This is a genomic window from Sorangium sp. So ce1014 (genome assembly GCF_051521505.1).
Lineage (GTDB): Bacteria > Myxococcota_A > Polyangia > Polyangiales > Polyangiaceae > Sorangium.
On sequence record NZ_CP150356.1, the window covers coordinates 12454663 to 12479487 of the forward strand.

Below are 24825 nucleotides of genomic sequence, written 5' to 3' on the forward strand. Positions count from 1 at the left end.
GAGACGCAGCGCGCCGAGCCCGGGAGACGCGATGTGTGTGTGCGCTGCTGTCGTTGGAGATGAGCTGGTGAGTACGTCTACACGGCTGGCCACACCGAGCCTGCGCGGCGGCGCTCGGCGTAGGCGTCGGCCGAGAGCGCGTAGCGCAGGAGCTCGTTCGACACCGGGTGCTGCAGGAGCAGGCGCGGCTCCTCGGTCGAGCGGGCGATGTCGCGATCGTACCGGCGGAGGTAGTCGATCGCGGCGAGCGCGTCGCCGCAGAGCAGATAGCCGATGCGGTACTCGCTCCGGCGCAGGCCGATGACGAACGCGCGCGCGTCGTAGGACACGGCGACGGTCGACGCGACCTCCTCGAGCATCTTGCGCTGCCGGCGGCCGATCGCCCGCTGCACGCCGGGGAGCATCTGCTGGGTGGCGTGCTCGCGCGCGGGCGAGACGGCGCCCGTGCCGAAGCCTGGATCGATCGTGCGGATCGCCGCGAGCAGCAGGCCGTCGGTGGCCTCGGCCGGGATCTCGTCGAGGAACGTGAAGCCGACCGCGACGCGCGCGAAGAGGCGCGCGAGCGCGAAGGTCTGCTCGAGCTCCGGGAGCTCGGTGAACGAGGTCGGCGCGACGAGGGCAGGGGGATCGCCCGGGAAGACGCGGGCGGCGCCCTGCCACGAGGGGACGAGGTAGAGCTCGAACGCCTCGATGCCGAGCGCCCGGCCGACCCGCTCGGCGAGCTGCCGCGTCGGGTGGTTGTCGCGCGGGCCGATCCGCTCGCGCGAGCTGACGCCGAGGTTGCTCAGCTCGAAGCGGATCGCCTTGGCGGCGATCGGCGCGATCGCGAGCGCCACGTCGATCCACGAGCTCCGGGCCTCCGGGAGGAGCAGCCGGCCGATCTCGGGGCCGGCGAAGGCCCCGGCGTACGGCGCCTCCGACGGGACGCGCCGGCCCCTGAGCCGGAGCATGCGATCGGGCGTCACCTCGCCGAGGCAGGCGCGGACCTCCTCCACGGTGACCCGCTCCTCGGCGCGCCCGTCCTTGGCGAGCGCCGCCTCGAGCGCGGCGAGCGCGGGGCCCATGTCCGGCAGCCGCGTGATGACCTCCGGGTCGGCCGTGAGGACGTCCCGCAGCACCTGGACCGCCTCCGCGTTGCGCCCCGCGGCCTCGAGGCCGCGGCCGAGGGCGGTGCGCGACTCCGGCGGGGCGCCCGGGAGGGCGACGGCCTGCTGGAGGCGCGCGAGCCCGTCGCGCGGCCGGACGAGCAGCGTCGACTCGAGCAGGCCGAGCGTCGTCAGCCAGCGCGGATCGAGCGGCACGCGGCGGGTCCCGGCGAGCTCGAGCAGCTGCGCGAGCGCCTTGGCGTAAGCCGCCGCCCCCTCGCTCGTCTCGACGCGGTAGAGGCGGGCGAGCGCCGTCCACCCGCGCGTGTCGCCGCTCGGCGCGCTCACGATCGCGTCGCAGAGCGTGCGGACCATCCCCGCCGTGTCGCCGGCGTCGCGGTGGGCGTCGGCGAGGCGGAGGTCGGCCTCGACGCGCGCGCCCGCGTCGGGCGAGAGCTCGACGAGGCGCCCGAGCGCGCGCAGCGCGAGCGCGTGGTCGCCGCGCGTGACGCCGAGCTTGTGCAGCCGCTCCAGCGCGGGCCGGTTCTGCGCGTCGAGCGACAGGACCGCCTGGAGCGCGTCCTGGGCGAGCGCCGGGTTCGCGAGCGGCCCCTCGTACAGATCGGCGATCAGGAACTGCGCCGCGATCTTTGTCTCGGCGTCGGTCGCCGCGGCCACGGCGCGCTTCAGGGCGTCGCGGGCCTCCAGCCAGACGCGCTGCGCGGTGAGCAGCCGGGCGAGGAGGAGCAGCGCCGCCGCGTCGTTCGGGATCGTCGCGATGACGCGCCGGACGGCCGCGATGCCCACGCCGGGGTCGATCGCGCCCGGGCGGCCGTGGTGCTGCAGCACCGACCGGGCGATCTCGTTGCCGAGCAGCGAGATCGCCTCGCGGCTCGCGGCCTTGCCGAGCGCCTCGCCGAGGCGGTCGGCGAGCCGGTGGGGGTCGCCCGCGAGCCGCTGGGCGAGCGCGCGCGCCGCGGCGACGCAGCCCGGATCCGCGCGCAGCGCGCTCTCGTACAGCTCGAGCGCGCGCGCGGCGCCCTCGGGGGACGCGTCGTCGGCGGTGAGCTCCGCCGCGCGCACGAGGTGCATCGCGCGCGCGGGCTCCCCGAGGACGAGGTCGGCGAGCGCGAGCTGGGCGGTGACCACGCCCGCGCGGTCGCCGAGGCGCTGCGCGAGCCGGTCGAGCCCGCGGGCCGCGAGGAGGCTCTCCGGCCACAGCGAGAGGGCGCTGCGGAAGCCGGCGAGGGCGGCGTGGGCGGCGGCGGGGTCCGCGTCGGCCTGCGCCTCCGCGAGGAGCGCCTCCTCGATGCTGTAGAGGGCGCGCGCGATGGGATCGCTCGTCAGCTCCCGGCTGTCGCGGAGGGCGCTGGCGAAGAGGACCTGCACCCGCGCTCCGGCTGGATCGGAGGGGCCGTCCTTGCCGGCGATGCGCAGGATCGCCAGGTGCGCGGCCGCGTCCCGCGGCGCCTCCTTGACGATGCGCGCGAGCGCCTCGAGCGCGGCGCCCGGCCCGAGCTGCTCCTCGAGCGACGCGAGCTCCCAGAGGGCGCCGCCGCGCGCGATCGTGGAGGTGAGCACGTCGGCCTCGGCGCGGAGGACCGTCGCGAGCGACGTCGGCGCCTCGAGGAGCCGGTAGAGCTGCTCCAGCATGCGGAGCGCGGGGACGTGGTTCGGCACCACGGCGACGAGCCCCTCCAGGATCTCGACGGCCTGGCGCGGGCTGTTCTCGGCGAGGACCAGCGCGAGGGAGATCCGGAGCGCGTGATCGACGAGCGCCGGCGGCTTGCGCTCGAGCCAGCGCGCGTAGAGCCCCGCGAGCTCGCTCGCGATCATGGAGTGGGACATCCCCGGCAGGCTGGACGCCGCGCGCGCGCCGAACGCCGGCCGCTGCGCCGCGGGCGCGCCGAGGCCCACGCCGAAGCCGGCGCCGCCGGCGCGGACGTAGATGCGCTCCATGGCGTCGAGGATCGCCGGGTCGGGCTGGCTGCTGGCGAGCGCGGCGTCGGCGCGGGCGAGGAGGCGCAGCGCGTCCTGATCGCGGCCGAGCGCGAGCTCCTGCACCTCGGCCGCCTGGAAGAGCAGCCGGGCGTGGTCGTCGGGCCGCTGCGTCTCGTCGGCGAGCGAGCTCAGCACCTCGACGAGCTTCTCGTAGTTGCCTGTCTCGCGGAGCAGCCGCGCGATCTCGATCCGGGGCAGCGGGTGGGAGGGCCGCTTCCGCGCCGCCTCCCGGTACGACTCGACGGCGCTGTGCGGCCGCTTGAGGCGCCGCTCGTCGAGCGACGCCACCTCGAGCCACAGGCTGAACGCCGCGTCGGTCGCGGGATCGCGCTGGATGAGCTTGAGCAGCGCGCGGCGCGCCTCCTCGTACCGGCCGGCGCGCTCGTCGAGGCGGACGCGCGCGCGAAGGGCGTCGGGATCCGACGGATCGATCGCGAGGGCGCGGTCGACGAGGGCCGAGGCCCGGTCGCGATCGCCGAGCCGGAGCTCGGTCACGTCGGCGGCGCGCAGGAGGAGCCTGCGCTGCTGGCCCGGGCTCTCCGTGAGATCGGCCTCGGCGCAGAGCGCGCGCGCGAGCCGCTGCGCGTCGCCTGCCCGCGCGGCGTTGCGCTGCAGCGCGAGGATCGCGGCGCGCCGCTCCGGGTCGATCTCGAGGATCTTCTCGATCTCCTCCACGGCGCGGGCGGGCTGGGCGAGCTCGTCCTCCCAGATGGAGACGAGCTTCTCGAGCAGCCCGATCTTGCGCGCGGGGTCCTCCGTCGCGCCGGCGGCCTGCGTGTAGAGGTCGAGCCGCGCCTGCACGCCGCGAGGATCCTCCTCGACGGCCAGGGGGGCCGGCGCGAGCAGGGCCGAGAGCGCGTCGAAGACGGAGCTGTTGCCCGGGTCGATCGCCCACGCGGCGCGCAGGATGGCGAGCGCCTCGTCGCGCCGCTTCAGGTGGTGCTCGGAGATGTCGGCGGCGCGCAGGAGCGCCGCGACGCGGACGTGCGTGGGCCGGTCCGCGTTGGCGACGGCGGTCCACACCTCCACGCGCTCGGCGTGGTGGCCGAGGCGCTGGAGGGCCCGGTCGAGCCGCTCCCGCGTCGAGCTGTCCTCGGGATCGAGCGCGAGCGCGCGCGTCGCGTGGAGCGCGGCCTGCTCCGCGTCGCCGAGGGTGTCGTAGAGCTCCGCGAGGCGGACGTGCTCGTGGACGATCGCCTCGTTGTCGGTGAGGAGCGCGAGCTCCTTCTGCCGCACGCTGGCGGCGAGCTCGAGCGCGCCGCTCGCCTCGAGCAGGCGGATCAGCTCGCCGACCACGCGCCGCGCCGTCGGCGAGCCGGCCGGGGCGCGCGCGGAGGCGCGCATCAGCAGGGGCACCGCGTCGGCCGGGGAGCGGATCTTGTCGATGAGCAGCCGCGCCGCCGTGTAGAGCAGCCGCGACGCGCGCTCGTCGTCGCGCTCGTGCTCGGCCTCCAGGGAGAGCGCGCCGACGAGGCCGACGATGCCGTCGTGGTGCACGAGGTGACGGCGGAGCGCCTCCCGCACGGGGCCGGGCCCTGGATCGAACGCGATCGCGCCCTCGAGGGACGCGAGGGCGAGCTCCGGCTTGTGGAGCTTCCGATCGAGCACGGCGGCGCGCTCGACGTGGACCCAGGCGGTGAGCTGGCTGTCGCCGTCCGGGCGTCCGCGCCCGGGGGCGTAGGCGTCGGAGAGGCGATCGAGGTGCACCGCGAGGTCCTTGGCGGCCTGCTCGGTGCCGCGCGCGCTCTCGCGACGGAGGGCGATCTCCAGCCCGCGCAGCGACGCGGCGTGGAGCGGGACGAGCCGCAGCGCCTCGGTGAAGGCGTCGCAGCTCTCCGGTGTCCGTCCGAGCGCCTGGAGCAGGCGCGCCCGCTCGGCGAGGAGGTCGGCCCGGAGGGCGTCGGTCTCGGCGACGCGGAGCTTGTCCTCGACGACCTCGAGCGCGACGGCGAGCTCGGTGCGCGCGTCGAGCAGGCGATGGACCCGCGAGAGCGCGGGCTCGAGCTTGCGGGACAGCTGCCGCGCCTGCTCGTAGGACCGGCGCGCGGCGGTGGGGTCTCTGAGCACGCGCTCTTCGTGGATGCCGAGCTCCACGAGGGCGCGCGCCGCGCCGACCGGATCGCTGCTCTTGCGCCGCTCGGCGCGCTGCTGGAGCTCCGTGACGAGGTCCGGCGTGCTCTGCGGGGGCGGCTCGGGCGCGCTCGCGGCCGAGCGCGGGTTCGCCGGGAGCGGCGCGCTCGCGGCCGAGCGCGGGTTCGCGGGGAGCGGCGCGCTCGCCACCGAGCGCGCCGTCGCCGGAGACGGCTGAACGGGCGGGACGGCGGGCGTGAGCGTGGCGGGCGTGAGCGTGGCGGGCGGCGCGGGCGGCGCAAGCGGGGCGGGCGGCGCGGGTGGCGCAAGCGCGGCGGGCGGCGCCGGCGCGGGCGCGGCGGGCGGCGCGGCGGGAGGCTCTGGCGCCGCGATCGGCTCGATCGACTCGACCGAGATGGGCGTGGGCGACGAGCTCGGGTCGACCGAGATGGGCATCGGCGTCGCGGTCGGGTCGACCGAGATGGGCATCGGCGTCGCGGTCGGGTCGAAGGCGACGGTCGCCGGCGATGCCTGGGTGGGTACGCCCGGCTGGGAGCTCGGCGCCGGCCTGCCCCCGGGGTGCGTTGCGGCGCGGTTCGGGTTCGGCGGGCGCTGGGCCGGGCCTCGAGGCGAGCGGACCGGCGGCGGCGGCAGCTCTTCGCGGGACGCGGACGCCGGAGCGCCGGCCTGGCTGGAGCCGGGCCCCGACGCTTGCGCCCTGGGCGCGCCGCTCGGCAGCGGAGGCGGGGGCCTCGACGGCGGCGCCAGCGGCGGCGGCATCGAGCCGCTGGCGACGCTGCCGTCCTTGCGGCGGATCAGCGGCGGCGGCCTGCTCGGTCCTGCCGGCGCCACGCTCGGGACCGGCGTCCGATTCGGCCCCGGCGGCGGCGCGCTCGGCGGCGGCGGCGGGTTCGGTGGCGGCAGCGCGCTCGCACCTGCCGGCGGGTTCGGTGGCGGCAGCGGGCTCGCGTCCTCCGGCGCGCTCGGCGACGGCAGCGGGGTCGCGGTCGCCGTCACATTCGGCAGCGGGGTCGCGGTCGCCGTCGCACTCGGCAGCGGGGTCGCGGTCGCCGTCGCACTCGGCAGCGGGGTCGCGGTCGCCGTCACATTCGGCAGCGGGGTCGCGGTCGCCGTCGCACTCGGCAGCGGGGTCGCGGTCGCCGCCGCGCTCGGCAGCGGGGTCGCGGTCGCCGCCGTCGCGTTCGGCAGCGGGGTCGCGGTCGCCGTCGCGCTCGGCAGCGGCGTCGCGGTCGCCGCCGTCGCGTTCGGCATCGGCGTCGCGGTCGCCGCCGCCGCGCTCGGCAGCGGCGTCGCGGTCGCCGGCGCGTGCGCGGCCGGCGGCGGTTCGCCTTCCGGCGGCGCGTTCGCGTTCGGCAGCGCGCCGAGCTTCGGCGTGCCTGTGCCGACGAGCAGCGTCTTCGCGCCCGGATGCGGTTGCGCGCTTGCGCGCGTCATTTGAGCGTTGCCGGCGTTGGCTTCCCAGCCAGCTTCGTCCGGCGTTCCGGGCAAGCTAGGGAAACCAGGCCGGCGCGACGCTCCGTCTTGCGGATCATCACCGTGGGCCACCGCAGCGGATGCTACACATCCGCGCGCTCTCAATCCACAGTCCAGGTGCCCGCGCGAGCGACGCCGCGCTTGCCGATCCGGTGCGGGTCTACTTGTTGGGTGGCGCTGTCATCGTGCAGCGCAGCACGCCGAGCTTCATCGCCTTTCCGGCCGGGTGCGCCACGAGCAGCGCCTCTGCGGAGGCCGCGATGGGCTCGCCGCGCCCGAGCGCCGGCTCTGCGTGCAGCCCGTCTGCGAGCTCGCCCCTCGCGGTGAGCGCCGCGAGCTGCGTCGGCCCGGAAGCGTTCGCGATCGAGAGCCATGCCGCGGCGCCCTCGCGCGCGCCGCCGGGGCCTGTCCCTCGAGCGCTGGGGAGGAGCGCCGGGACCCCGGCGCCCACGCCCAGCGCCGCCTCGGGCGGGGCGTCCTGCTCGCCCGCGCCGCCGACGAGCACGCGCGGCTCGCTCGCGCCGCCGAGCCGCACAAGCACGGCGCTGATGCGCCCTCCGATCGAGCCGCTCGGGGTGTCGTCGTCGCGGAAGGCCAGGAGGAGGCCGTCGTCGTCGCTGAGCGTCAGGTCGTAGGCGAGCACGTGCCCGTCCCTGGGCGTGACCGCGCGCGGCGTGGAGGTGAGCGCGCCGGTCTCGTCGAGCGGGACCACCTCGAGCCACTGGTGGGTGATCGTCTCGCCAGCCGCGGCGGTGTCCTCGTTGCCGTCGCTCGGCTCGGTCGCGGCCTTTCGCGCCGGCTCCTCGGCGCGCGCGATGTACGCGAGCCAGTAGCCGCCCGGCCGGCCGATCACGCGCGGCATCTCCGCGTCGGTGCTCGGCTGGGAGACGGGGCGGGCCGAGGTGACGGAGCGCAGCGTGCCCACGTCGGCGGACGCGAGCATGATCCGCGACCGCTTGCCGTCGCGGGTCACGTCGTCCCAGACGATGACCGCGCGCTCGCCGGACGCGGCGATGTCGAGCGCGAGCGACTCGTCCCGCCCCTCGGCGAGCTCGGCCCCCCAGGTGACGTGCTCCCCTTCGACCCTGGCGACCTTGATGGCGCGCCCGCCGGCGTTCGGCTCGAGCATCGCGGCGAGGATCGCGCCGCCTGCGCCGGCGACGACAGGCGGATCCATGTCGCCCCGCGATCGCGCGAGCCGGATGAGCTTTCCCTGCGCGCCGTCGGCCGAGAGCGTGGCCACCATCGCGACGGTCCCGCCCTCCGCCTCCCGCTGGGCGCCCACGGCGAACCCGCCGGCGAACGCCGCTCCGCGGCCGACCTCGACGGCGAACGGCGCGAGGTCCTCGGCGCTGTCCGCCGCGCCGCCGCCCGCGCCGTCGGGCCCGCGCGCGGGCGGCGGCGCGTCGCCGATGACGAACGGCGCCGCGCTCGCGGCCGCGCAGCGCGGCGCCTTCGCCGCGCTCGCGGCGGGATCGCCCGGATCGCTCGCCCCGGGGATCGCGCTCGGCGCGGCGGCGGCGTCGCTCGCGGCGCGATCCGGTGTCGAGCAGGCGCGCCACACCACGAGGCCTCCGACGGCGAGCGCGATGGCGAGGGCTCCCTTCCAGGCGACGCCCTCGGGTTCGTCCTCCGCCTTTGGGCGTCGATCCGCCGTCGGCGTGGGCGGGCGTCGATCCGACGTGGGCGGGCGGCGATCCGCGCTCGTGTTCCCCGGGGGGGCGCGGTGGTTGGGCTCCATGGGCGGTGGGTGTTAGCGCTGATCGCGGCGTGCGGGCAGGGGGTGGCGCGTCTGCTCGACGCCGGAGCGCGCCGGTCCGGCCCGGCCTCTGCTGTCGATCCGGAGCGCGCGGGCGCGGCGGGCGGGGCCGCATCCACGAGAACTTTCCCTCCGGCGCCGGCGAGGGTATCGCCGGCGAGAGCGACGCCGGGGCGTCGCCGCGGGCCTCCAGCGCGGGCGGGCGCGGCGGGGGCCGAAGGCGCGTCGGATCTTCGTCATGCCCAGCCGTGCTCTTTTCACCCCCTTCCTCCTCGGGCTCGTCGCGCTCTGCTGCGCGGCCTGCGTCGGCGCGTCGCCCACGCCGCTCGCCCCTGCGCTCCGCGGCTCGATCGGCGTCCCGCACCACGGCGTCATCACCGATGCCGTCGAGCTGCCGAGGCAGGGCGAGGGCTACCGCCTGCTCCGCAGCAACGGCGTCCGGTGGGGGACGGCGGGGCTTGTCGCCGCCGTCCAGCGCGCCGCCGCGGAGGTGGCGCGCGCGCGGCCTGGCGGCGAGCCGCTCTTCGTCGGCGATCTCTCCGCGCGCCACGGCGGCGCCACCCGGGGGCACCGGTCCCACCGCACCGGGCGTGACGCGGATCTCCTGCTGTACGCGCTCACCCCGGACGGCCGCTCGGTGCGCTCGCCCGGCTTCGTCGAGTTCGGGCCGGACGGGCTCGCGCGGCTCGGCGACTCGTCCGGCGCAGACGGGTACGTCCGTCTCGACGTCGAGCGGGAGTGGCTGCTCGTGAAGTCGCTCGTCCGCTCGCCCGACGCGCACGTCCAGTGGCTCTTCCTGGCCCGCTGGATCGAGGCGCTGATCATCGAGTACGCCCGCGCGCTCGGCGAGGACCCGGAGCTCATCTGGTACGCCGAGAGCGTGCTGCTCCAGCCGGGCGACAGCACGGCGCACGCTGATCACATCCACCTCCGCGTCGCGTGCGCGCCGGACGATTTCCTGTCCGGCTGCCTCGGCGGCGGCCCTTACTGGCCGTGGCTCCCTGCGGTCCCGCAGCTCGTCGCGCCGTCGGACGACGACCTCGCCGCCGCGCTCCTCGACGACCTCCTGCCCGGAGGCGCCGCTGCGGGCTCCCGCGTGGCGGCTCCCGACAGCGCGCTGTGAGCCACCTCTTCGCGCTTGGCGACGCCGCCGACGTCTGCGCCGCGCTCCCCTCCGAGGTGCGGTTCGATCTCGTCTACCTCGACCCTCCCTTCGGCGTCGGGACGACGATGACCGCGCGGGCGGCGCGCGGCCAGGCGCGCGGGCGGCGCAGGCCGGAGAGCGGCCCCGACGCGTACGACGATCGCGCGAGCGCCGACGCCCTCGTCGCGATGCTCGCCCCGCGCCTCGAGGCCATCCGCGATCGCATGGCCGAGGGCGCGACGCTGTATTTGCACCTCGATCACCGCGCGGTGCACGACGCGAAGGTCGCGTGCGATCGCCTCTTCGGCCGCGGCGCGTTCCTCGGCGAGATCATCTGGGCTCCGGGCAACGGCGGCCGCGGCGCGCGCGGGTTCTCCGTCACGCACCAGACGATCCTCCTCTATGCCCGCGCCGCGAGCGAGCGCGGCCAGGTCGTCTACAACGCCGCGGATCCGACGCTCCGCGAGCCCTTCGCCGAGACGAGCCTCGCGATGCATTTCAAGCACCGCGACGACGACGGCCGCCTCTATCGCGAGCGCGTCCTCGGCGGCAAGGCGTACCGGTACTACGCCGACGAGGGCCGCCGGCTCGGGAGCGTGTGGACCGACATCCCCGGGATGGTCGCCAACACCCCGCTGCGCCGCGAGGCCACCGGCTACCCCACGCAGAAGCCGGTGCGGCTGCTGGAACGCATCGTCCGCGCGTCGTCCGCGCCCGGCGCGACCGTCGCGGATCTCATGTGCGGCAGCGGCACCACGCTCGTCGCCGCGGCGCGGCTCGGCCGTCGCTTCGTGGGCGGCGACAGGAGCCCGCTCGCCTTCGCGACGGCGCGCGAGCGGCTCGACCGCGAGGGGGTCGCGTATGCGGTCCACGAGCTCCCGGCGGCGCCGGGCGACGGCGGCGCCGTGCCCTAGCGGCCGAATGGCGTGAGGCGACCCGGTGAGCGCAGCTCGGCGTGCTGGACCAGGCGCCTTCACGAGCCTGGCGCGTCGCGTGCTCCCGGTGTGCGGTTTACGGCCTCGACGGCATGAGGCTCCGCAGCGTCGGCCTGGTTGACCGCGCGTGGAAGCCGCTTTCCCAGGTCGCGTGTCAACGAATGATCGGATCCGAGCTGAACGCGCAGCGTCTCGTAGGCTCGACGGCGCAGCGCGAGGCCGCGTTCCGTTTCGCCCAGGGCCAGGAGCACGGAGCTCAGGTTCCCCTCCATGACGGCCACCTCGGGGTGCCCGGCGGTCCCGTGAATGCGCTCGAGCATCGGGAGCGCGCGCTCGATCGCCTCGCGCGCTCCACCGAGGTTGCCCTGGGACAGGAGCACCATGGAAAGCGTCTCGAGCGAGGCGCTGATGTCCTCGGGAGCGTTCGCCCCATCGACCTTCATCCTGATCTGCAGCTCTTGCTCCAGCAGCTGACGCGCGCCCGCCAGCTCGCCTTGCGCGAAGAGGACCCGGGCGAGCTGGTGAAGCGAATCGGCGACACCGCGGTGCTCCCCCGTCCCGTAGACCCGCAGCTGGATGTGCAGCGCCCGCTCCAGGAGCTCGCGCGCCCCACGAGGATCCGATTGCGCGAGGAGGACGCGGGCGAGATCGCGCAGGGAGGCTGCGACGCGCGGATGCTCGTCTCCGTAAGCCTTCGTCTCGACGCGGAGCGCCTGCTCCAGGAGCTCGCGTGCGCGCGGCACTTCCCCTTGAGCGAAGAGGACGCGGGCGAGGTCGCGCAGGGAGGCTGCGACGCGTGGATGCTCCTCGGTCCCGTGCATCCTCATAAGGAGAGATGAGGCCTCCTCCAGCCTCGTGCGCGCGCCGGTCAGATCGCCTGCGGCGACGCGCAGCTGAGCCAGCCGGCGAAGCATGCCCGCGTCTCCAGGGGAGGGCTCGACGTCGTGATCGTCCAAGAGTGTCAGCGCCTCTTCGATCTGCTGGCGGGCTCCCAGGAGATCAGTCGACTGAATCACACCGACCAACTCGTCGATCAGCGTTACGTGCTCCTCCTGCTCGCCCTCGCCGAAAACGGCGCGCAGGATCTCCCGGGCCCTGCCCAGCTGCCCTCCTTCAGCCAGCGCGACACCCAGCGTGCGAGCGGCATCGACGCTGCCGCGGTCCTCCGCCAGCGCGCGCTGCGCCCAGTGGACGGCCACGATCGGATCCCCCGACGCGATGGCGCCGCGAGCAGCGTCGAGCCAGCGGCGCTCGGAGACGAGCTCCTCGCACTGGAAATGGAGATCCCGCCGAGGCACGAAGTTCGTGCGCAGCAGGGACGTCCCCGGTCCGCTCGCCGGCGAGACGCCATGCGCGCTGCAGAGCGGCCATAGCCGCTGCACGGGATCACCTGCTGCGCGCGTGACGTCATCGAATCGCGCCTGCGGGAGGCCGGCCTCGAGCAGGCTGACGGCCGTCGTGACCGCGCTGCGCTCGAAATCGAGGAGCGCCGCGAGCCGTCCAGCGCTCTCGGCTCCCGCGGCCTCTAGCTCCTTTATCGCCTGCGCGAGCGGCATCCGACGTGAGTCCATCTCCAGCAGGCCCGTCGTGCCGGCGCCGAGCGTCACGGCGCGACCGCGCGCCACGACCCGCGCGGTCACGAGCGGCTCTCTCCGCCCGGCCTCCACGAGCGCCCAGCGCAGGCGGCGCAGCTCGAAGAAGCTGTCGACCTCGCAGGCTTCGATCCAGGCGTCGTCCGCCGCCCGGATCGCCTCGACCAGCGCCGCATACGGCGCCGTCGCGGACACGCGCACCCGCGTGCTCGCTGGCAGCGCCGCCGCGAACGCCCCGTCGAGATCTCTTTCTCCCCCTCCCCAGAACATCCCCCAGCCCCACTCGTTCGCCGCTCGGATCGACCAGACCGCCGGCGGCCAGGGCCCTTCCGGGCACTCCAGCCGGTGCGAGATCCAGTGGAAGAAATCCGGCGCCTTCCTCGCCAGCGCCGCCGAGGTCGCCGCGTCGCTGAACAGGATCACCCGCAGCGCCCGCTCCGCCAGGATCGGCCGCTCCAGGTTCAGCCATCCCGCCTGCGCCGCGTCCGGCACGAGCACGACCGCCGCCCCCTTGGGCGCGCGGGCGAGCTGCGTCGCGTCCGTGTGCACCAGGAGCCCCGGCTCGTGCGCCACGAGGGCCCGCACGAGCGACCCGAGCCGCTCGGCCCGCGCCCCATCGACGAGGACGAGGACGCCCGCCTCGCCCAGCCGCAAGATCAGGCGGAGCCGCTCGTGGAGCGCGCGATCGGCCGGAGCAGGTGCATCGTCAGGAGCGGGTGGGGGTAATACCATTCGGACTCGTTCGGGTAAGGCAGGAGGTGGCCGTACGTGAGGAGCTCCCGCGCCCTTTCGTCGGAGGGGATGCGGTGCCGCGAGTTCGCCATCACCGCCTCGAGCACCTCGATATGGCCTTCATCGAGGCCGGTCTCGAGCAGCCGGCGCATGCTGTCGAGCACCGCGTCGACGAGCGCCGGCGTCGCGTGCGGCGCGTCCTCGAGCCAGGCCTGCTCGGCGAGCGCCCGGACCAGCTTCACGAAATCGCGCGCCCTGCCGCCGGAGTAATAGGCGAGCCGCTCCAGCTCCGGCCGAGCAACGAGATCCGGCGCGCCCAGGTCGGCGGTGCGCCGCGCGTAGAGCTCGCAGAAGAAATCGAGCCCGGGCCCGCGCTGCGTCGGATCGCGGTGATCCATGACCGGCTCGTTGACGAGCGGCAGGATCAGGTTGAAGCGCGGGATCGCGCTCGCCACGGGGCTCGACCGCAGCGCGAACGGGCCGCTCACGACCACGCGGCACTCGAGCTGCGCGATCATCTCCGACTCGATGAACAGCGCCTCCGCCCGATCGAGCTCGACGATCCGGTCCAGCCCATCGATGAGCAGCAGGATCCGCATCGCCTTCGATTGCACGTGCCCGATGAGGACGTTCACGGCCTGGAGCAGCGTCTGCATCTCGGCGTCCTGGTCGCGCCTCCGCCGTGCAGCCTGGCCGATGGGCAGGTTCCACTTGAGCGCGCCGGACGCGGCTTCGAGCACCTTGAGCCCGACCGCTCCTGCCGCCGCGGCGGGCGCGCCGAGCAGCGGCAGGCCTGCCGAGGCCAGCACCACCATCGCCTTCGCCAGCGCGCCCGCGTCCACGGCGGCCTGCGCTCCGGGCGTCTCGGTGGCGCGCGCGACCTTCTCCCATGCGGCCGAGAGATCGGTGACGTGCGAGGGGGGGATGGGGTAGGGGAGGAGCTCGCTGGCCGCCCGGACGAGCGCCAGGCCTGCGAGGAACACGACCTCCCAGGCGCCCACGTTGCGCAGGGCCTGCTCGTCGCCGACGACCTCGGCGAAATGGCGGTGCAGGTCGAGCACGATGACGAAGTCCTGGCCGCTGCGCGCCTCGGCGATGCGGAGGAGCTCGGTCGACTTCCCGGTGCCGGTCGTGCCGGTGACGAGCGCCCGCGTGTCTCCGAACGGCATGGCCACACGCTGGACGATCCGGCTCGCGGGGCTCCGCACCCGCTCGGCCCGCCACGCCGGCTTGTCCGCCGGACGGAACGGGTCGAATCGCTTGTAGACGGTCTCCCAGATGGCCCGGCGCGACACGGCTCGACCTTAGCAGAGCCAGCACCGGAGCACCGGCGCCGCCTCCGCGCGGCGGGCGACGGAGCCAGGCCGCACGGCTCTCGCACGAGGGGCGCGGTGTGCGGCGCCGCGTTCCCCCTCGGGGCGACCTCCTTCTGCTGCGCCCGGCAACTCCGCTCGGATCGCGCGCCGCCGCGGCATCCCGCCGTTGAAAAGCCGTCCCGGGAGGCGCAGACGCCGGTTTCAAGGCTTGGAAGGGCCCGCTCGGTCACCGAGTGGCGCATTGCAACGCTTGAGATGGCTCACTCTGGCGCCCAGACGTCCACTTCAACGCTTGAGATGGCTCACTCTGGCGCCGAGTCATCGTTCTCAACGCGTGAGAGGGTCCCCTTGGCGTCCGAGAAGGCCGTTTCAACGCTTGCATCAAGCGTTGCAACGATCGGCACCTTCTCCTCGACGCGCGCAACGTGGCGCTGAGCCCGCGACCCCCATCCCACCGGAGTCGTCGCGGCGACGCCTCGAGCGCCGCGCGGGCCGGATCTCCACCGAGCGCGGTCCCTTGTCAGACGAGATCGTCGATCGGTCCCGCGCCCACGCGGACGACCTGCACATCGCCCTGGCTCAGGTCGACCACGGTCGTCGGCACCAGCCCGCCGGTCCCCGCGTCGAGGACGAGCGCGAGCCCCGGGAACCGGTCGTCGATCTCGCCGGGATCGATGATCGGATCCTCGCCCGGGGGCGCGGCGGTGGTGCTGATGAGCGGCCGCCCGAGCGCGCGGACGAGCGCGAGCGCGACAGGGTGGTTCGGCACCCGGATGCCGACCGTCTTCTGCTTGAGGTGCACGTACTTCGGCACCTCGCGCGTGGCGGGGAGGATGAACGTGTACGGCCCGGGCAGGAAGCGCTTGAGGATGCGGTACGCCTGGTTCTCGACGATCGCGTAGCGCGCGATGTCGCTCAGATCGGGGCAGATGAACGCCAGGTTCTTGTTCTGGCGCATCCCCTTGATCTGGTAAACGCGCTCGATCGCCTGCTTGTTCATCAGGTCGCACCCGAACCCGTAGACGGTGTCGGTCGGGTAACCGATGACCTCCCCCTTCTGGATGAGGTCGATCGCTCGCGCGATCTTGCGCGGTTCCGGATGATCGGCGTTGATGGGCTGAAGCACGGGACCGACACCATGGGGCCGCCGGACCGGCTCGGCCAGTGCTGGCCGCGCGAGGAGCGGCCGGCGCTGGATAGCCGAGGAGCGGGAGCTGGGGTGAAAAGGGGCGGGGGCGAGACCCCGAGAGACGAGCTGATTGCGCGCTGGGCGGCTGGGCAAGGCGCGCGCGCGGAGGCCGTCAGGGGCCCTGACAGGGCCGCCGACGTGCGGCGCTACTCCTTGAGCGCCTCGCTGCCGCCGATGATCTCCATGAGCTCCTTGGTGATCGCCGCCTGCCGCGCCTTGTTGTACTCGAGCGTCAGGCTGTCGATCATCTCCTTGGCGTTCTTGTTCGCGGCATCCATCGCCGTGAGCTTGGCGCCGAGCTCGCTGGCCATCGACTCGTAGAGCGCGCGCAGGATCGAGATGTCCAGGTACATCGGGACGAGCCGCTCCAGGAGCGCGCCCTTGTCCGGCTCGTAGAGGAACTCCGACGTCGCGCCGGAGGGCGAGGCGTGGCCGCCCTCGCCTCCCTGCTCCTGCGTCTGTTCCTGCGCCGGCCCGCCGGCGGGCAGGAGCCGTTCGACGACGACGGTCTGCGTGATGGCGCTCTTGAACTCGTTGTAGACGAGGTAGATCGCGTCGATCTCGTTCTTGTTGAACGGGGTGAGGAGCTTCGCGCCGACGGCCTGGGCCGTCTCCAGGCTGAGCTTGTCCCAGACGCCGGGCAGGTACTCGAGAATGGGCGCGCTGCGGCGGTTGAAGTAGTCGCGCCCCTTGCGGCCGATGATCGCGAGCTGGACCTCCTGACCGGCCTCGGTCCGGCTCTTCCACTCGCGCTCGGCGCGCTTGTTGATGTTCGTGTTGAAGGCGCCGCAGAGGCCGCGGTCGCTCGTGAGCACGAGGAGCAGCACGCGCCGCTCCGGGCGGGCCACGAGCAGCGGATGCGGCGCCCCGTCGCTCCCCGTGAGCGCGCTCGCCTCGCCCTCCGCCCCGGTCCCCGCCGCCGCATCCGCCGCGACAGCCGCCGCGGCAGCCGTGACGGCGTCGCGCGTGATCTCCCAGAGCACCTCCTGCACCTTCACGGCGTAGGGCCGGAGCTCGGTGATGCGCAGCTGCGCCTTGTTGAGCTTGGCGCCCGCGACCATCTTCATGGCGCGGGTGATCTTCTGCGTCGACTTGACGCTCGAGATCCGCTTGCGAATGGACTTGAGGCTGGGCACGGTTGCCTACTTTTCCTGGGCCTTCGAGGCGCTCTTCCCGCTCTTCGACTTCGCCTTGGGCGCCGGCGGCTCGTCCTCGTCGCTCGCCTCGTCCGCGGCCTCGGCGGCGCCAGAGGCCTTCGCGCCGCTCGCGTCCATCACGAACCGCTTCTTGTAGGCCTCGATGGCCTTCGTCATCCGGGACTTGAGGTCGTCGTCGAGGGCCTTCTTCTCCCGGATGTCCGTGAAGATCTGGGCGTGCTTGCTATCGATGAACTTGTAGAGCTCGTCCTCGAAGCGCGAGAGCGAGCTCACCGGCAGGTCGTCGAGCAGGCCCTGCGTGCCGGCGTAGATGATGAGGATCTGCTTCTCGACGGCGAGCGGCACGTACTGACCCTGCTTCAGGATCTCGGTGAGGCGCGCGCCGCGCTCGAGCTGCGCGCGCGTCTTCGCGTCGAGATCGGAGGCGAACTGGGAGAACGCCGCCATGGCGCGGTACTGCGCGAGGTCGAGCCGGAGCGTCCCGGCGATCGACTTCATCGCCTTGATCTGCGCGTTGCCGCCGACCCGGCTGACCGAGATGCCGACGTTGATGGCCGGGCGGACGCCGGAGTAGAAGAGGTCGGCCTCGAGGAAGATCTGCCCGTCCGTGATGCTGATGACGTTGGTCGGGATGTACGCCGACACGTCGCCGGCCTGCGTCTCGATGATCGGCAGCGCCGTGAGCGAGCCGCCCGACTTCGGATCGCGGACGATCTCGTAGTCGCTCGCCTTCGCCTTGTCCGAGAGCTGCTGCTCGAGCTTCTTGATCTCGTCCTTCTTCTCTTCCTTGCGCGAGAGCTCGAGCTTCTCGAAGACGGCCGCGTCGACCGTCTTCCAGAGCGAGTCCTTCGCCAGGTGCATCCCGTGCGCGCCGACGTGCGCCTTGCCGTCGACGCCGCGGTACGCCGGGTCGCCGCCCTCGATCTTCGTGCCCTTCGCCACGACGTAGAAGATGTCGGCCATCTTCGCCGCGCGCTCGAGGAGCCGGGAGTGGAGGTAGAAGACGTCGCCCGGGTACGCCTCGCGGCCCGGCGGGCGGCGGAGCAGCAGCGAGAGCTGGCGGTACGCGACCGCCTGCTTCGACAGGTCGTCGTAGATGCACAGCGCGTGGCGCCCGCTGTCGCGGAAGTACTCGCCGATGGTCACGCCGGTGTACGGCGCGATGAACTGGAGCGGCGCGGTCTCGCTCGCCGTCGCGGCGACGATGATCGTGTACTCCAGCGCGCCGTGCGCATCGAGCCGGTCCACGACCTGGCGCACCGTCGACAGCTTCTGGCCGATCGCGACGTAGACGCAGACGACGCCCTTGCCCTTCTGGTTGAGGATCGCGTCGACGGCGACGGCGGTCTTGCCCACCTGCCGGTCGCCGATGATGAGCTCGCGCTGGCCGCGGCCGACAGGGATCATCGCGTCGATCGCCTTGATGCCGGTCTGCATCGGCTCGGTGACCGGCTGGCGCTGGATGATGCCGGGCGCCTTCACCTCGACGCGGCGGCGCTCCTTCGTGTCGAGCGGCCCCTTGCCGTCGATCGGCATGCCGAGCGCGTTGACGACGCGCCCGAGGGTCGCCTCGCCGACGGGCACCTCCATGATGCGCCCGGTGCGCCTCACGGAGTCGCCCTCCTTGATCATGCTCGTGTCGCCGAAGAGGGCGGCGCCCACGTTGTCCTGCTCGAGGTTCAGCACGAGCCCCATCAGGCTGCCCCCGTCCGAGCCGGTGAACTCGATGAGCTCGCCGGCCATCGCGCGGCTCAGGCCATGCACGCGGGCGATGCCGTCGCCCACCGTGAGCACGGTGCCCGTCTCGGTGACCTGAGCGGCCTTGTCGATGTTCTGGATTTGCTTCTTGATGATCTGAGAGATCTCTTCGGCGCGGAGCTGCATGCGGAGTCCTCTTTCCGGAGACGCTTGGGCTTCGGAATCAACGTCGGTCAAGGCAAGGGGGCGGCGAACGCCGAGCCCCGACCTCGTGTGAAACAGGGGCGCGCGCTCGCGTCCCCCTCAGGTTCGGAGCAGGTTGTCACGGAAGGTCGACAGCCGGGTCCGGAGGCTGCCGTCGATCACCTGATCGTCGATCTGGGTGACCACGCCCGCGATGAGCGAGGGATCCTGCTTGTGGATGATCGAGATCTTCCTGCCGGTGGCCCTCTCGAGCTCGGCCCGGAGGCGGTCGAGGTAGCCGTCGCTCAGCGGGCCCGCGCTCGTGACGACGGCCCGGCCGAGGTTCTGCTCTCGATCGACGAGGAGCGCGAGCTGCCGGGCGATCTCGGGCAGCGCCGCGAGCCGCCGGCGACGCGCGAGCAGGAGCAGGGTGTTCTTCGTCACGTCCGCGAGGCCGGCGCGGGCGCCGACCTCGCGGAGCACCTCCTCGCGCTGGGCCTCCGGGATGAGCGGGTTGTCGAGGACCAGGCGGAGCTCCTCGCTCGCCGCGTACGTCGCGCTGGCGTCCCCGAGCTCCCGGGCGAGGGCCGCCAGGGTGCCGGTTTCCTTGCCGATCTCGAAGATCGCGCGCCCGTAGCGTCGGGCGACGGCCTCGTAGCTCATATCGCTGCTCCGGTGGTCTGGGCCCCGCGGGTCGCGCCGGCGGAGACGGCCGCGGGGATGGCCTTCAGGTACTCTTCGTTGGCCCGATCGAGGTCCTCGGCGCCGACGCGCTGCCGGAGCAGCGCCTCGGCGGCGGCGACGGCGCTCTGCACCGCCTCCTGGAGGAGCATGGCGTGCGCCGACTTGAGCTCTTGCTCGATGCGGAACTCGGCGTCGCGCCGCATCCGGACGCGGCGCTGCTCCGCCTCGGCGAGCACGTGGGCCTTCTCGAGCTCGGCCTGCGCCGCGTGCTCGGCCTTGAGCTCCGCGAGCGTCTCCTCGAGGCGCGTGAGCTTGTCCTCGTAGTCATCGAGCCGCTTCTCGGCCTCCTGCTTGAGGCGCGACGCGGTGTCGAGCTCCTGCATGATCGTCTGCTTGCGCTTCTTCAGCGCCTCGGCGATCGGCTTCCTCCCGAAGCGGACAAGGATGAGCCCGAGCAGGCCGACGTTCAGGACCGAGGCGAGGAACGGCGGCGGCTGGTTCTTCGGGTCGCAGGGGTTCTTCTCGTTGTTGTAGCGCCAGAGCAGCGAGTGGATGCCGCCCTTGGCGGCCGCCTCGTTGTTCACGCCGATGAGCCCCTGCCACCAGTTGACGTGCGGCGGCGGATCCGTCGGGCCGTGCCCGGGGCAGTGCTCCTCCCCGTGAGACGCGTGCTCCGCGGGCGCCGGCGGCGGCGCCGGGCGCGCGCGCTGCATGCCGCCCTGCGGCGGCCGGAGCCCGTGGCCGGGCGGGAGCGGGCGGCCGCCCGGGCCGAGCGGCCGGCCGGGCTGCGCATCCCGCGGGCGGGGCAGCACCTGCGGCGAGCCCGGCTGGGCTGCCCCGGGCTGGGCCGGCTGGGCCCCGACGGGCGGGTGCCCGGGAGGCATCGCCGGCTGCGCGGCCGGCTCCTGCGCGAGGGCCGTGCCCGCGGCGAGCGCCGCGGCCAGGCCGAGGGCGAGCGATGAGCGGCGGAGCGGCTTCTTCACTGGCGCACCTCGCGACCGAGCATGCTGGCGGCGATCTCCGCCGCGAGCGCGGGCTGGGCGGCGGCGAGCTCGCCGCGCATGCGGGCGACCTCGGCCGCGATCTTCGCCTTGCCGTCCTCGAGGATGCGCGCGGTCTCGACGCGGGCCTCGGTCATGATCTGCGCCTCGATCTTCGCGGTCTCGGCGCGGAGCCGCTCGCGCTCGACCCCCGCCTCGCGCCGGACCTTCTCGATCTCGGTCTCGTAGCGGGTGAGCAGCTCGCCCGCGCGCTCGTCCATCTCGCGCGCTTCCCGCTTGGCGCCGTCGGTGCGCCGCTCGCGCTCCTCGAAGACGCGGAGCAGCGGATCGAACAGCAGCGGCTTGAGCACGACGATGAACGTCGAGAACAGGACGACCTGCGCAAGGAACGTCAGATCGAAGTCGACGGCGATGGCGCCGGACGCGAGGAGAGGGTGCATTGCGTTCGGGTTCACGGGTGCTTGTTCGGCGACGAGGGCGGCGCAGCGGGAGCTGCGCGCCGCGCGCCCCCCGGGAGGGGCGGTTTCGCGAGCCGGCACCTAGCACGTGTCAGTCAAAGCTGGAAGGGCTCTCGGCAGGGCGGAGGGGCCCGCCTCGTCGAGGCGCGATGCGCCCGCGAACTCCGGCGTTCGCCGCGCGCCGCGCTCGCTCGTCGGCGCGAGCACGCGCCTCGCCGCGCGCGGTTCGTCGGGCGTGGGAGGAGACGCCAGGCTAGAGGTGCGCGAGCGACCGCAAGAGCTCGCCGAGGCCCGCCTCGAGATCGGCCTCGCCGGCGCGCCGCGACGCCGGCGAGCGCGCCGCGCTGTCCTCGTCGCGGAGGGCCTCGGCGGCGCGCGGATTGCGGAACCAGTCCTCGTCGAAGCGCTCGATCAGGTCGCGCCGATCGCGCGCGGCCAGGAGCGCCCCGGCGAGGCGGGTGGCCGCGCCGGGATCGAGCGCCGGGACGACGCCGGCGAGCGCTCCCGGGATCGGCGCGCCGAGCGCGCGCGCGGTCGCCTCCTCGAAGCGATCCCTGCGGTCGCGCGCGGCCCGGAGCAGCACGTGCCCGTCTCCGTCCTGGCCCGAGCGGAGCACGAGCGCCACGGTCGCGGCGTCGAGGCGGAGCGAGAGGAGGAGGCTGCGGGCGGTCGCGCGCGCCTGATCGAGCGCGCGGCCCTGGCCGAGCCCGAGCGCGCGGGCGCAGAAGATGGGATCGGCGACGAGGCCGCCGAACAGCGCGGCGCGCCGCGCGCGCCGTAGATCGAACGGCGCGTGGGCGAGCGCGAACGGTCCGCGCCCCGAGGCGACCGCGAGCGCCGCGCCGAAGCGGGCGAGCGCGCGCGCGAACGAGGCCGCGCCGAGCGGGCGCGGCAGCGATCCGAGATCGATCGCGAGGCCTTCGGTGAGCTTCGTCGGGCGGAACAGCTCCTCGATCCACCGGGAGCTGAGCCGCGCGGGCCATCCCGACGCGGCGTCCCGGCCCACGGCGCGTCCGAGCGCGCCGTACCAGGTCGGCTCGGGCTGCAGCATCGGCTCGGTCCGGTGCAGCAGCGCCTCGGCGGCGCCGAGCGCGGCGCCCGGAGGATCGCAGGGGATCTCGATGGCGCGGAGGCCGTCCTCCGCGAGCAGCCGCGCCGCCTCGTGCCGCCGCTCGACGAGGACGCGGGCGGCGTCGGCGACCGCTCCGGATCCGCGGGCGAGCACCTCGGCGAAGGTCTGCCGGCCTGCGTCGGTCGGGTCGGCGAGCAGCCGGAGCCGCGCCTCGTGGGGCGACACGCGCGCCGGCTCGGGCAGGTCGATCGTGAGCGACGCCGCGTGCCATGCGGCGGCGAGCCGGACGCGATCGGCCCAGACGACCCGCTCCAGGGTCAGCAGGCAGACCCAGTCCGCGAGCGGGGCGGCGAGGCCGAGCGGGTCCGGCGCGGCGGGCGACGCCGGGCTCGCGAGCCCGAGCTCCGCGCCGAGGCCGGGGGTCTTGCCGGTGAGCTCGAGGTAGGTCGTCCGCGCGCTGACGCGACGGAACGGGTCGAGCGGGTTCTCGAGCCGGGCCCTCGCCTCGGCGGCGCTCGGGCTGTCCTTGTCGGCGGCGGGCGGGGCCGGGCCGCGCCGGGTGAGGTCGTCGAGCGCCGCGCGCCACGCGCGCGCCGCCCGAGCGACGTCCTGATCGAGGCGGATCAGATCGATGTCCATGGTCACCTACCCGTGCACCGCGGGTGCCGTCCCGAGCCGCCCGGCGATCTCGCCCTCGGCGCGCGCGAGCTCGGCCAGCCGGCCCCGCGTCGCGCCCTCGTCGCCGGCGATCTCGACGGCGAGGTCGACGAGGGTCCGGTAGTGCCGGGCCTCCGACGCGAAGAGCTCCTCGTAGAGCGGCGCGAGCTCGTGCGCGCGCGCCGCGAGCCCGTCGGCGAGCAGCCGGAAGCGCTCGCAGGAGCGGGCCTCGATGAGGGCGCCGACGAGCAGCCGATCGATGAGCGCGGCCTTCGCGTTGCGCGCGCAGGTGCTGGAGGCCGCCTTGCGCAGCTCGCTCGCGTAGACGTCGGTCTCCGGCTTGCCGAGCGCGAGGCCGCGCTGCTCGATCACGTCGAGCAGCGCGCGGAAGTGCCGGAGCTCCTCCTCGGCGAGATCGACGAGCGCCCGCGCGAGGCGCGGGATCGACGGCCAGCGCGCGGCGAGGGACAGGGCGTTGGACGCCGCCTTCATCTCGCAGTGGGCGTGGTCGGTCAGGAGCGCCGGCAGGTCGGCGAGCGCCACGTCAGCCCAGCGTGGATCGGTCGGTAGGGTCAGGCACAGCACGTGGGGCCGACCTAGAGCAGGCGCGGCGCGGCGAGAAGGGGGAGGCGGGCCTCGACGGGGGCGCGGCGGCCTGCGGTCGGGCCGCGCGACGCGCTCGCGCCCGCCGCCGCGCGCCGGAGGCGCCGTCAGGACGAGGGGACTAGAAGCCGTCGGACGTCGCTCGGGTCAGCCCGCTCGATTCGAGGTGGTACGAGAGCCCGACGACGAACGTGGTGGGCCCGCCGCCGGCGAGCGCCCGCCGCACGGTGCCCTCGACGGCGAACTGTGGGCCCACGTAGGCGGCGCCGAGCGACAGCGCGTGCTGGTCGGCGCCCTGGTCGAAGCGGTAGCCGGCGCGGAGCGGGAAGCGATCGGCGACGAGGTACTCGCCGCCCGCCATGAGGCGGTAGGTTGTGTCGCGGTAGGAGTTGAGGTCGGCGAGCCCGTCGACCTCGATCGAGAGGTCTTCGGTGCCGAACCCGATGCCGCCGCCGACCGTCGTGGGGAGCAGCCCGTGGTCCGGGTAGGTGAGGTTCTGCCCGACGGCGGCGATGTAGAGGTTGTCGGTCGCCTTGACGGTGAGGGCGGCGTCGAACGTGAACTCGTCGACGAAGGAGTGCCGGCCGACGACCTTTCCGTCTTCCCGTTCGCGCAGCCCGCGCGAGACGTAGCTGTCGCCGAGGCCCCCCTCGCGCAGCGTCCCGTCCTGCGTGATCTTGGCGTAGCGGCCGGTGACCCCGACGAAGAGGCGCTCGCTGATGGGGTAGGCGAGGGCCGCGCGCGCGTCGAGGAACGACCGGTCGATCCCGTCGCCGTCGACGAAGCCGCCCACGAAGGAGATCGCCCCCGCGAGCTTGCCTGTGACCGAGTCGACGACGACGCCGCCGTAGGTGTGCCGGCCGGCCTCCGGGCTGCCCTGGAAGAGCGCCTGGAGGTGGTAGACGCGGGTCTCCACCATGGCGGACGGGTTCAGGAAAACGGCCGAGGTCCCGTTCCCGAGGGCGCGCAGCGCGCCGCCGAGGGCCGCCGCGCGGGGCGTCTCGTTCTCGCCGTAGGCGTAGGCGAGCTGGGGCGGCAGCTCCTCGGCCGCCGCCGGCCCCGCGGCCGCGGCCAGCGCGAGCGCGCCGGCTGCCGAGAGGGCCTTGGCCCGCGCGGCGCTCGCCGACCGGCACGACGGCCGCTCCGGCCGATGAGCGAGGAGTGCCCCCCTTGTCAACCGGATCCCCGACGCCATCGCTTCGCCATACCCCAGACCGGGGCCCTGGGGGCAAATTCTCGGCCCCCGAAAATGGCTTCCGGCCGGTCGCTCTGTGCTGGACGGCCTCCGCATTCCTAAAAAAGCAGGAAAATCCGCCCCTTTTAGTCTCTTGACGACGAGATGAGCGGGTTTTGCTCTGCCATCGTGAGCGCGTCGTGAAAATCACCGACCCGTGTCGGGAGTTTTGGCGCCTTGTGTCCGAGGGCCAGAGCGCAACGGACGCGAACCCGTTTTCGCAGTGCGCCACGGACTGAATTTACACCAGTTATATTCGATACTTGAATCAAGTTTCGCAGTTGGGGATAGACGCCCGGACTCACCCGGTGCTACCTCGGATTCGTCCTCGGGGCGGTCCTGTGCCGCACCGGGTCCTCCAAAGGGTGGCCTCGAAAGGGGCGCTGCGGGCTACCGAGCTCTGTGAGGCGGTATGGGGGACGGCTGTGCCGATCTGTCTTCCAATGCAATGGACCTCGACGCGACGGTTGCACCCCCACCTCGATCGGCGTGCTCGGCTGAGACTGAGCCCGGCGCCGGTGCAGTGGGGCCGTACCATCGACCCGCATTCTGTGGAGGCATGCGGACGATTTCCCGAGGGCGAAGCGGCCGTGGGCGGACTGTTGAAAAGTCGACACGCCCTTCGATTACATTCAGAATAACATAGAGATCTCCAGGAGTTAGAGGCGAGTCCTCGCTGTGAGACCTGTGGATAAGTTGGGGGCGACGGTTCTTCGGTCGCCCCCGAAACCTATTTTCGTGGAGCGGACTTCAGAGCAGCG

At 73.9% G+C, this 24825-nt stretch carries 16 protein-coding genes; 3 read left to right on the forward strand and 13 right to left on the reverse strand.

All coding sequences use genetic code 11. The features are described 5' to 3' along the window. Positions 1-77: 77 nt before the first annotated feature. Complete coding sequence (locus WME75_RS46890) at positions 78-5612, reverse strand: tetratricopeptide repeat protein (RefSeq protein WP_437485078.1); 5535 nt, start codon at positions 5610-5612, stop codon at positions 78-80. On the opposite strand from WME75_RS46890, the gene WME75_RS46895 reads away from it, so the two are divergent. Next, the gene (locus tag WME75_RS46895) at positions 5572-6615 is read left to right on the forward strand and encodes a hypothetical protein (protein WP_437485080.1); all 1044 of its coding nucleotides are present in this window, start codon (positions 5572-5574) and stop codon (positions 6613-6615) included. The two genes, WME75_RS46890 and WME75_RS46895, sit on opposite strands and share 41 nt — an antisense overlap. Before the next feature lie 195 nt (positions 6616-6810). On the opposite strand, the gene WME75_RS46900 is transcribed toward WME75_RS46895, so the two are convergent. Beyond that, positions 6811-8391 carry a hypothetical protein gene (locus tag WME75_RS46900; RefSeq protein WP_437485082.1) on the reverse strand — a complete coding sequence of 527 codons (1581 nt, stop codon included), beginning with the start codon at positions 8389-8391 and terminating at the stop codon, positions 6811-6813. A gap of 256 nt (positions 8392-8647) precedes the next feature. On the opposite strand from WME75_RS46900, the gene WME75_RS46905 reads away from it, so the two are divergent. Beyond that, positions 8648-9532 carry a penicillin-insensitive murein endopeptidase gene (locus WME75_RS46905; protein WP_437485084.1) on the forward strand — a complete coding sequence of 295 codons (885 nt, stop codon included), beginning with the start codon at positions 8648-8650 and terminating at the stop codon, positions 9530-9532. Further along, entirely contained in the window at positions 9529-10467 is a 939-nt protein-coding gene (locus tag WME75_RS46910; RefSeq protein WP_437485085.1) for a DNA-methyltransferase, read from the forward strand. Before WME75_RS46905 ends, WME75_RS46910 begins: the two co-directional genes overlap by 4 nt. Positions 10468-10526: 59 nt before the next feature. Here WME75_RS46910 and WME75_RS46915 read toward each other — a convergent pair whose 3' ends face one another. From WME75_RS46915 to WME75_RS46965, 11 genes are all read right to left on the reverse strand, one after another. Further along, a complete protein-coding gene (locus WME75_RS46915) occupies positions 10527-12812 on the reverse strand; it encodes a tetratricopeptide repeat protein (RefSeq protein ID WP_437485087.1) in 2286 nt (761 codons plus the stop codon). After that, positions 12737-14107, reverse strand: coding sequence for a hypothetical protein (locus WME75_RS46920; RefSeq protein WP_437485089.1), 1371 nt, complete (start codon positions 14105-14107; stop codon positions 12737-12739). The genes WME75_RS46915 and WME75_RS46920 overlap by 76 nt, the downstream gene beginning before the upstream one ends. A gap of 541 nt (positions 14108-14648) precedes the next feature. Then, positions 14649-15254 carry an L-threonylcarbamoyladenylate synthase gene (locus WME75_RS46925; protein ID WP_437485091.1) on the reverse strand — a complete coding sequence of 202 codons (606 nt, stop codon included), beginning with the start codon at positions 15252-15254 and terminating at the stop codon, positions 14649-14651. Positions 15255-15463: 209 nt separating this feature from the next. Beyond that, on the reverse strand, positions 15464-16453 hold the full coding sequence (gene atpG / locus WME75_RS46930; RefSeq protein ID WP_437485093.1) for an ATP synthase F1 subunit gamma: 990 nt from the start codon (positions 16451-16453) through the stop codon (positions 15464-15466). A 6-nt stretch (positions 16454-16459) separates the two neighbouring features. Continuing rightward, on the reverse strand, positions 16460-18358 hold the full coding sequence (gene atpA, locus WME75_RS46935; protein WP_437485095.1) for a F0F1 ATP synthase subunit alpha: 1899 nt from the start codon (positions 18356-18358) through the stop codon (positions 16460-16462). Positions 18359-18475: 117 nt separating this feature from the next. Beyond that, positions 18476-19018 (reverse strand): ATP synthase F1 subunit delta, encoded by a 543-nt coding sequence (gene atpH / locus WME75_RS46940; RefSeq protein WP_437485097.1) that lies wholly within the window; start codon positions 19016-19018, stop codon positions 18476-18478. Next, positions 19015-20022, reverse strand: coding sequence for a F0F1 ATP synthase subunit B family protein (locus WME75_RS46945; RefSeq protein WP_437485099.1), 1008 nt, complete (start codon positions 20020-20022; stop codon positions 19015-19017). Before WME75_RS46945 ends, atpH begins: the two co-directional genes overlap by 4 nt. Then, a complete protein-coding gene (locus WME75_RS46950) occupies positions 20019-20495 on the reverse strand; it encodes an ATP synthase F0 subunit B (protein WP_437485101.1) in 477 nt (158 codons plus the stop codon). The genes WME75_RS46945 and WME75_RS46950 overlap by 4 nt, the downstream gene beginning before the upstream one ends. A gap of 256 nt (positions 20496-20751) precedes the next feature. Continuing rightward, positions 20752-22209 carry a hypothetical protein gene (locus WME75_RS46955; protein WP_437485103.1) on the reverse strand — a complete coding sequence of 486 codons (1458 nt, stop codon included), beginning with the start codon at positions 22207-22209 and terminating at the stop codon, positions 20752-20754. A gap of 6 nt (positions 22210-22215) precedes the next feature. Then, complete coding sequence (miaE, locus tag WME75_RS46960; RefSeq protein ID WP_437485105.1) at positions 22216-22812, reverse strand: tRNA isopentenyl-2-thiomethyl-A-37 hydroxylase MiaE; 597 nt, start codon at positions 22810-22812, stop codon at positions 22216-22218. Positions 22813-22951: 139 nt separating this feature from the next. Then, positions 22952-24025: a hypothetical protein gene (locus WME75_RS46965; protein WP_437485107.1), complete on the reverse strand. Its 1074-nt coding sequence runs from the start codon at positions 24023-24025 to the stop codon at positions 22952-22954. Positions 24026-24825 lie beyond the last annotated feature (800 nt).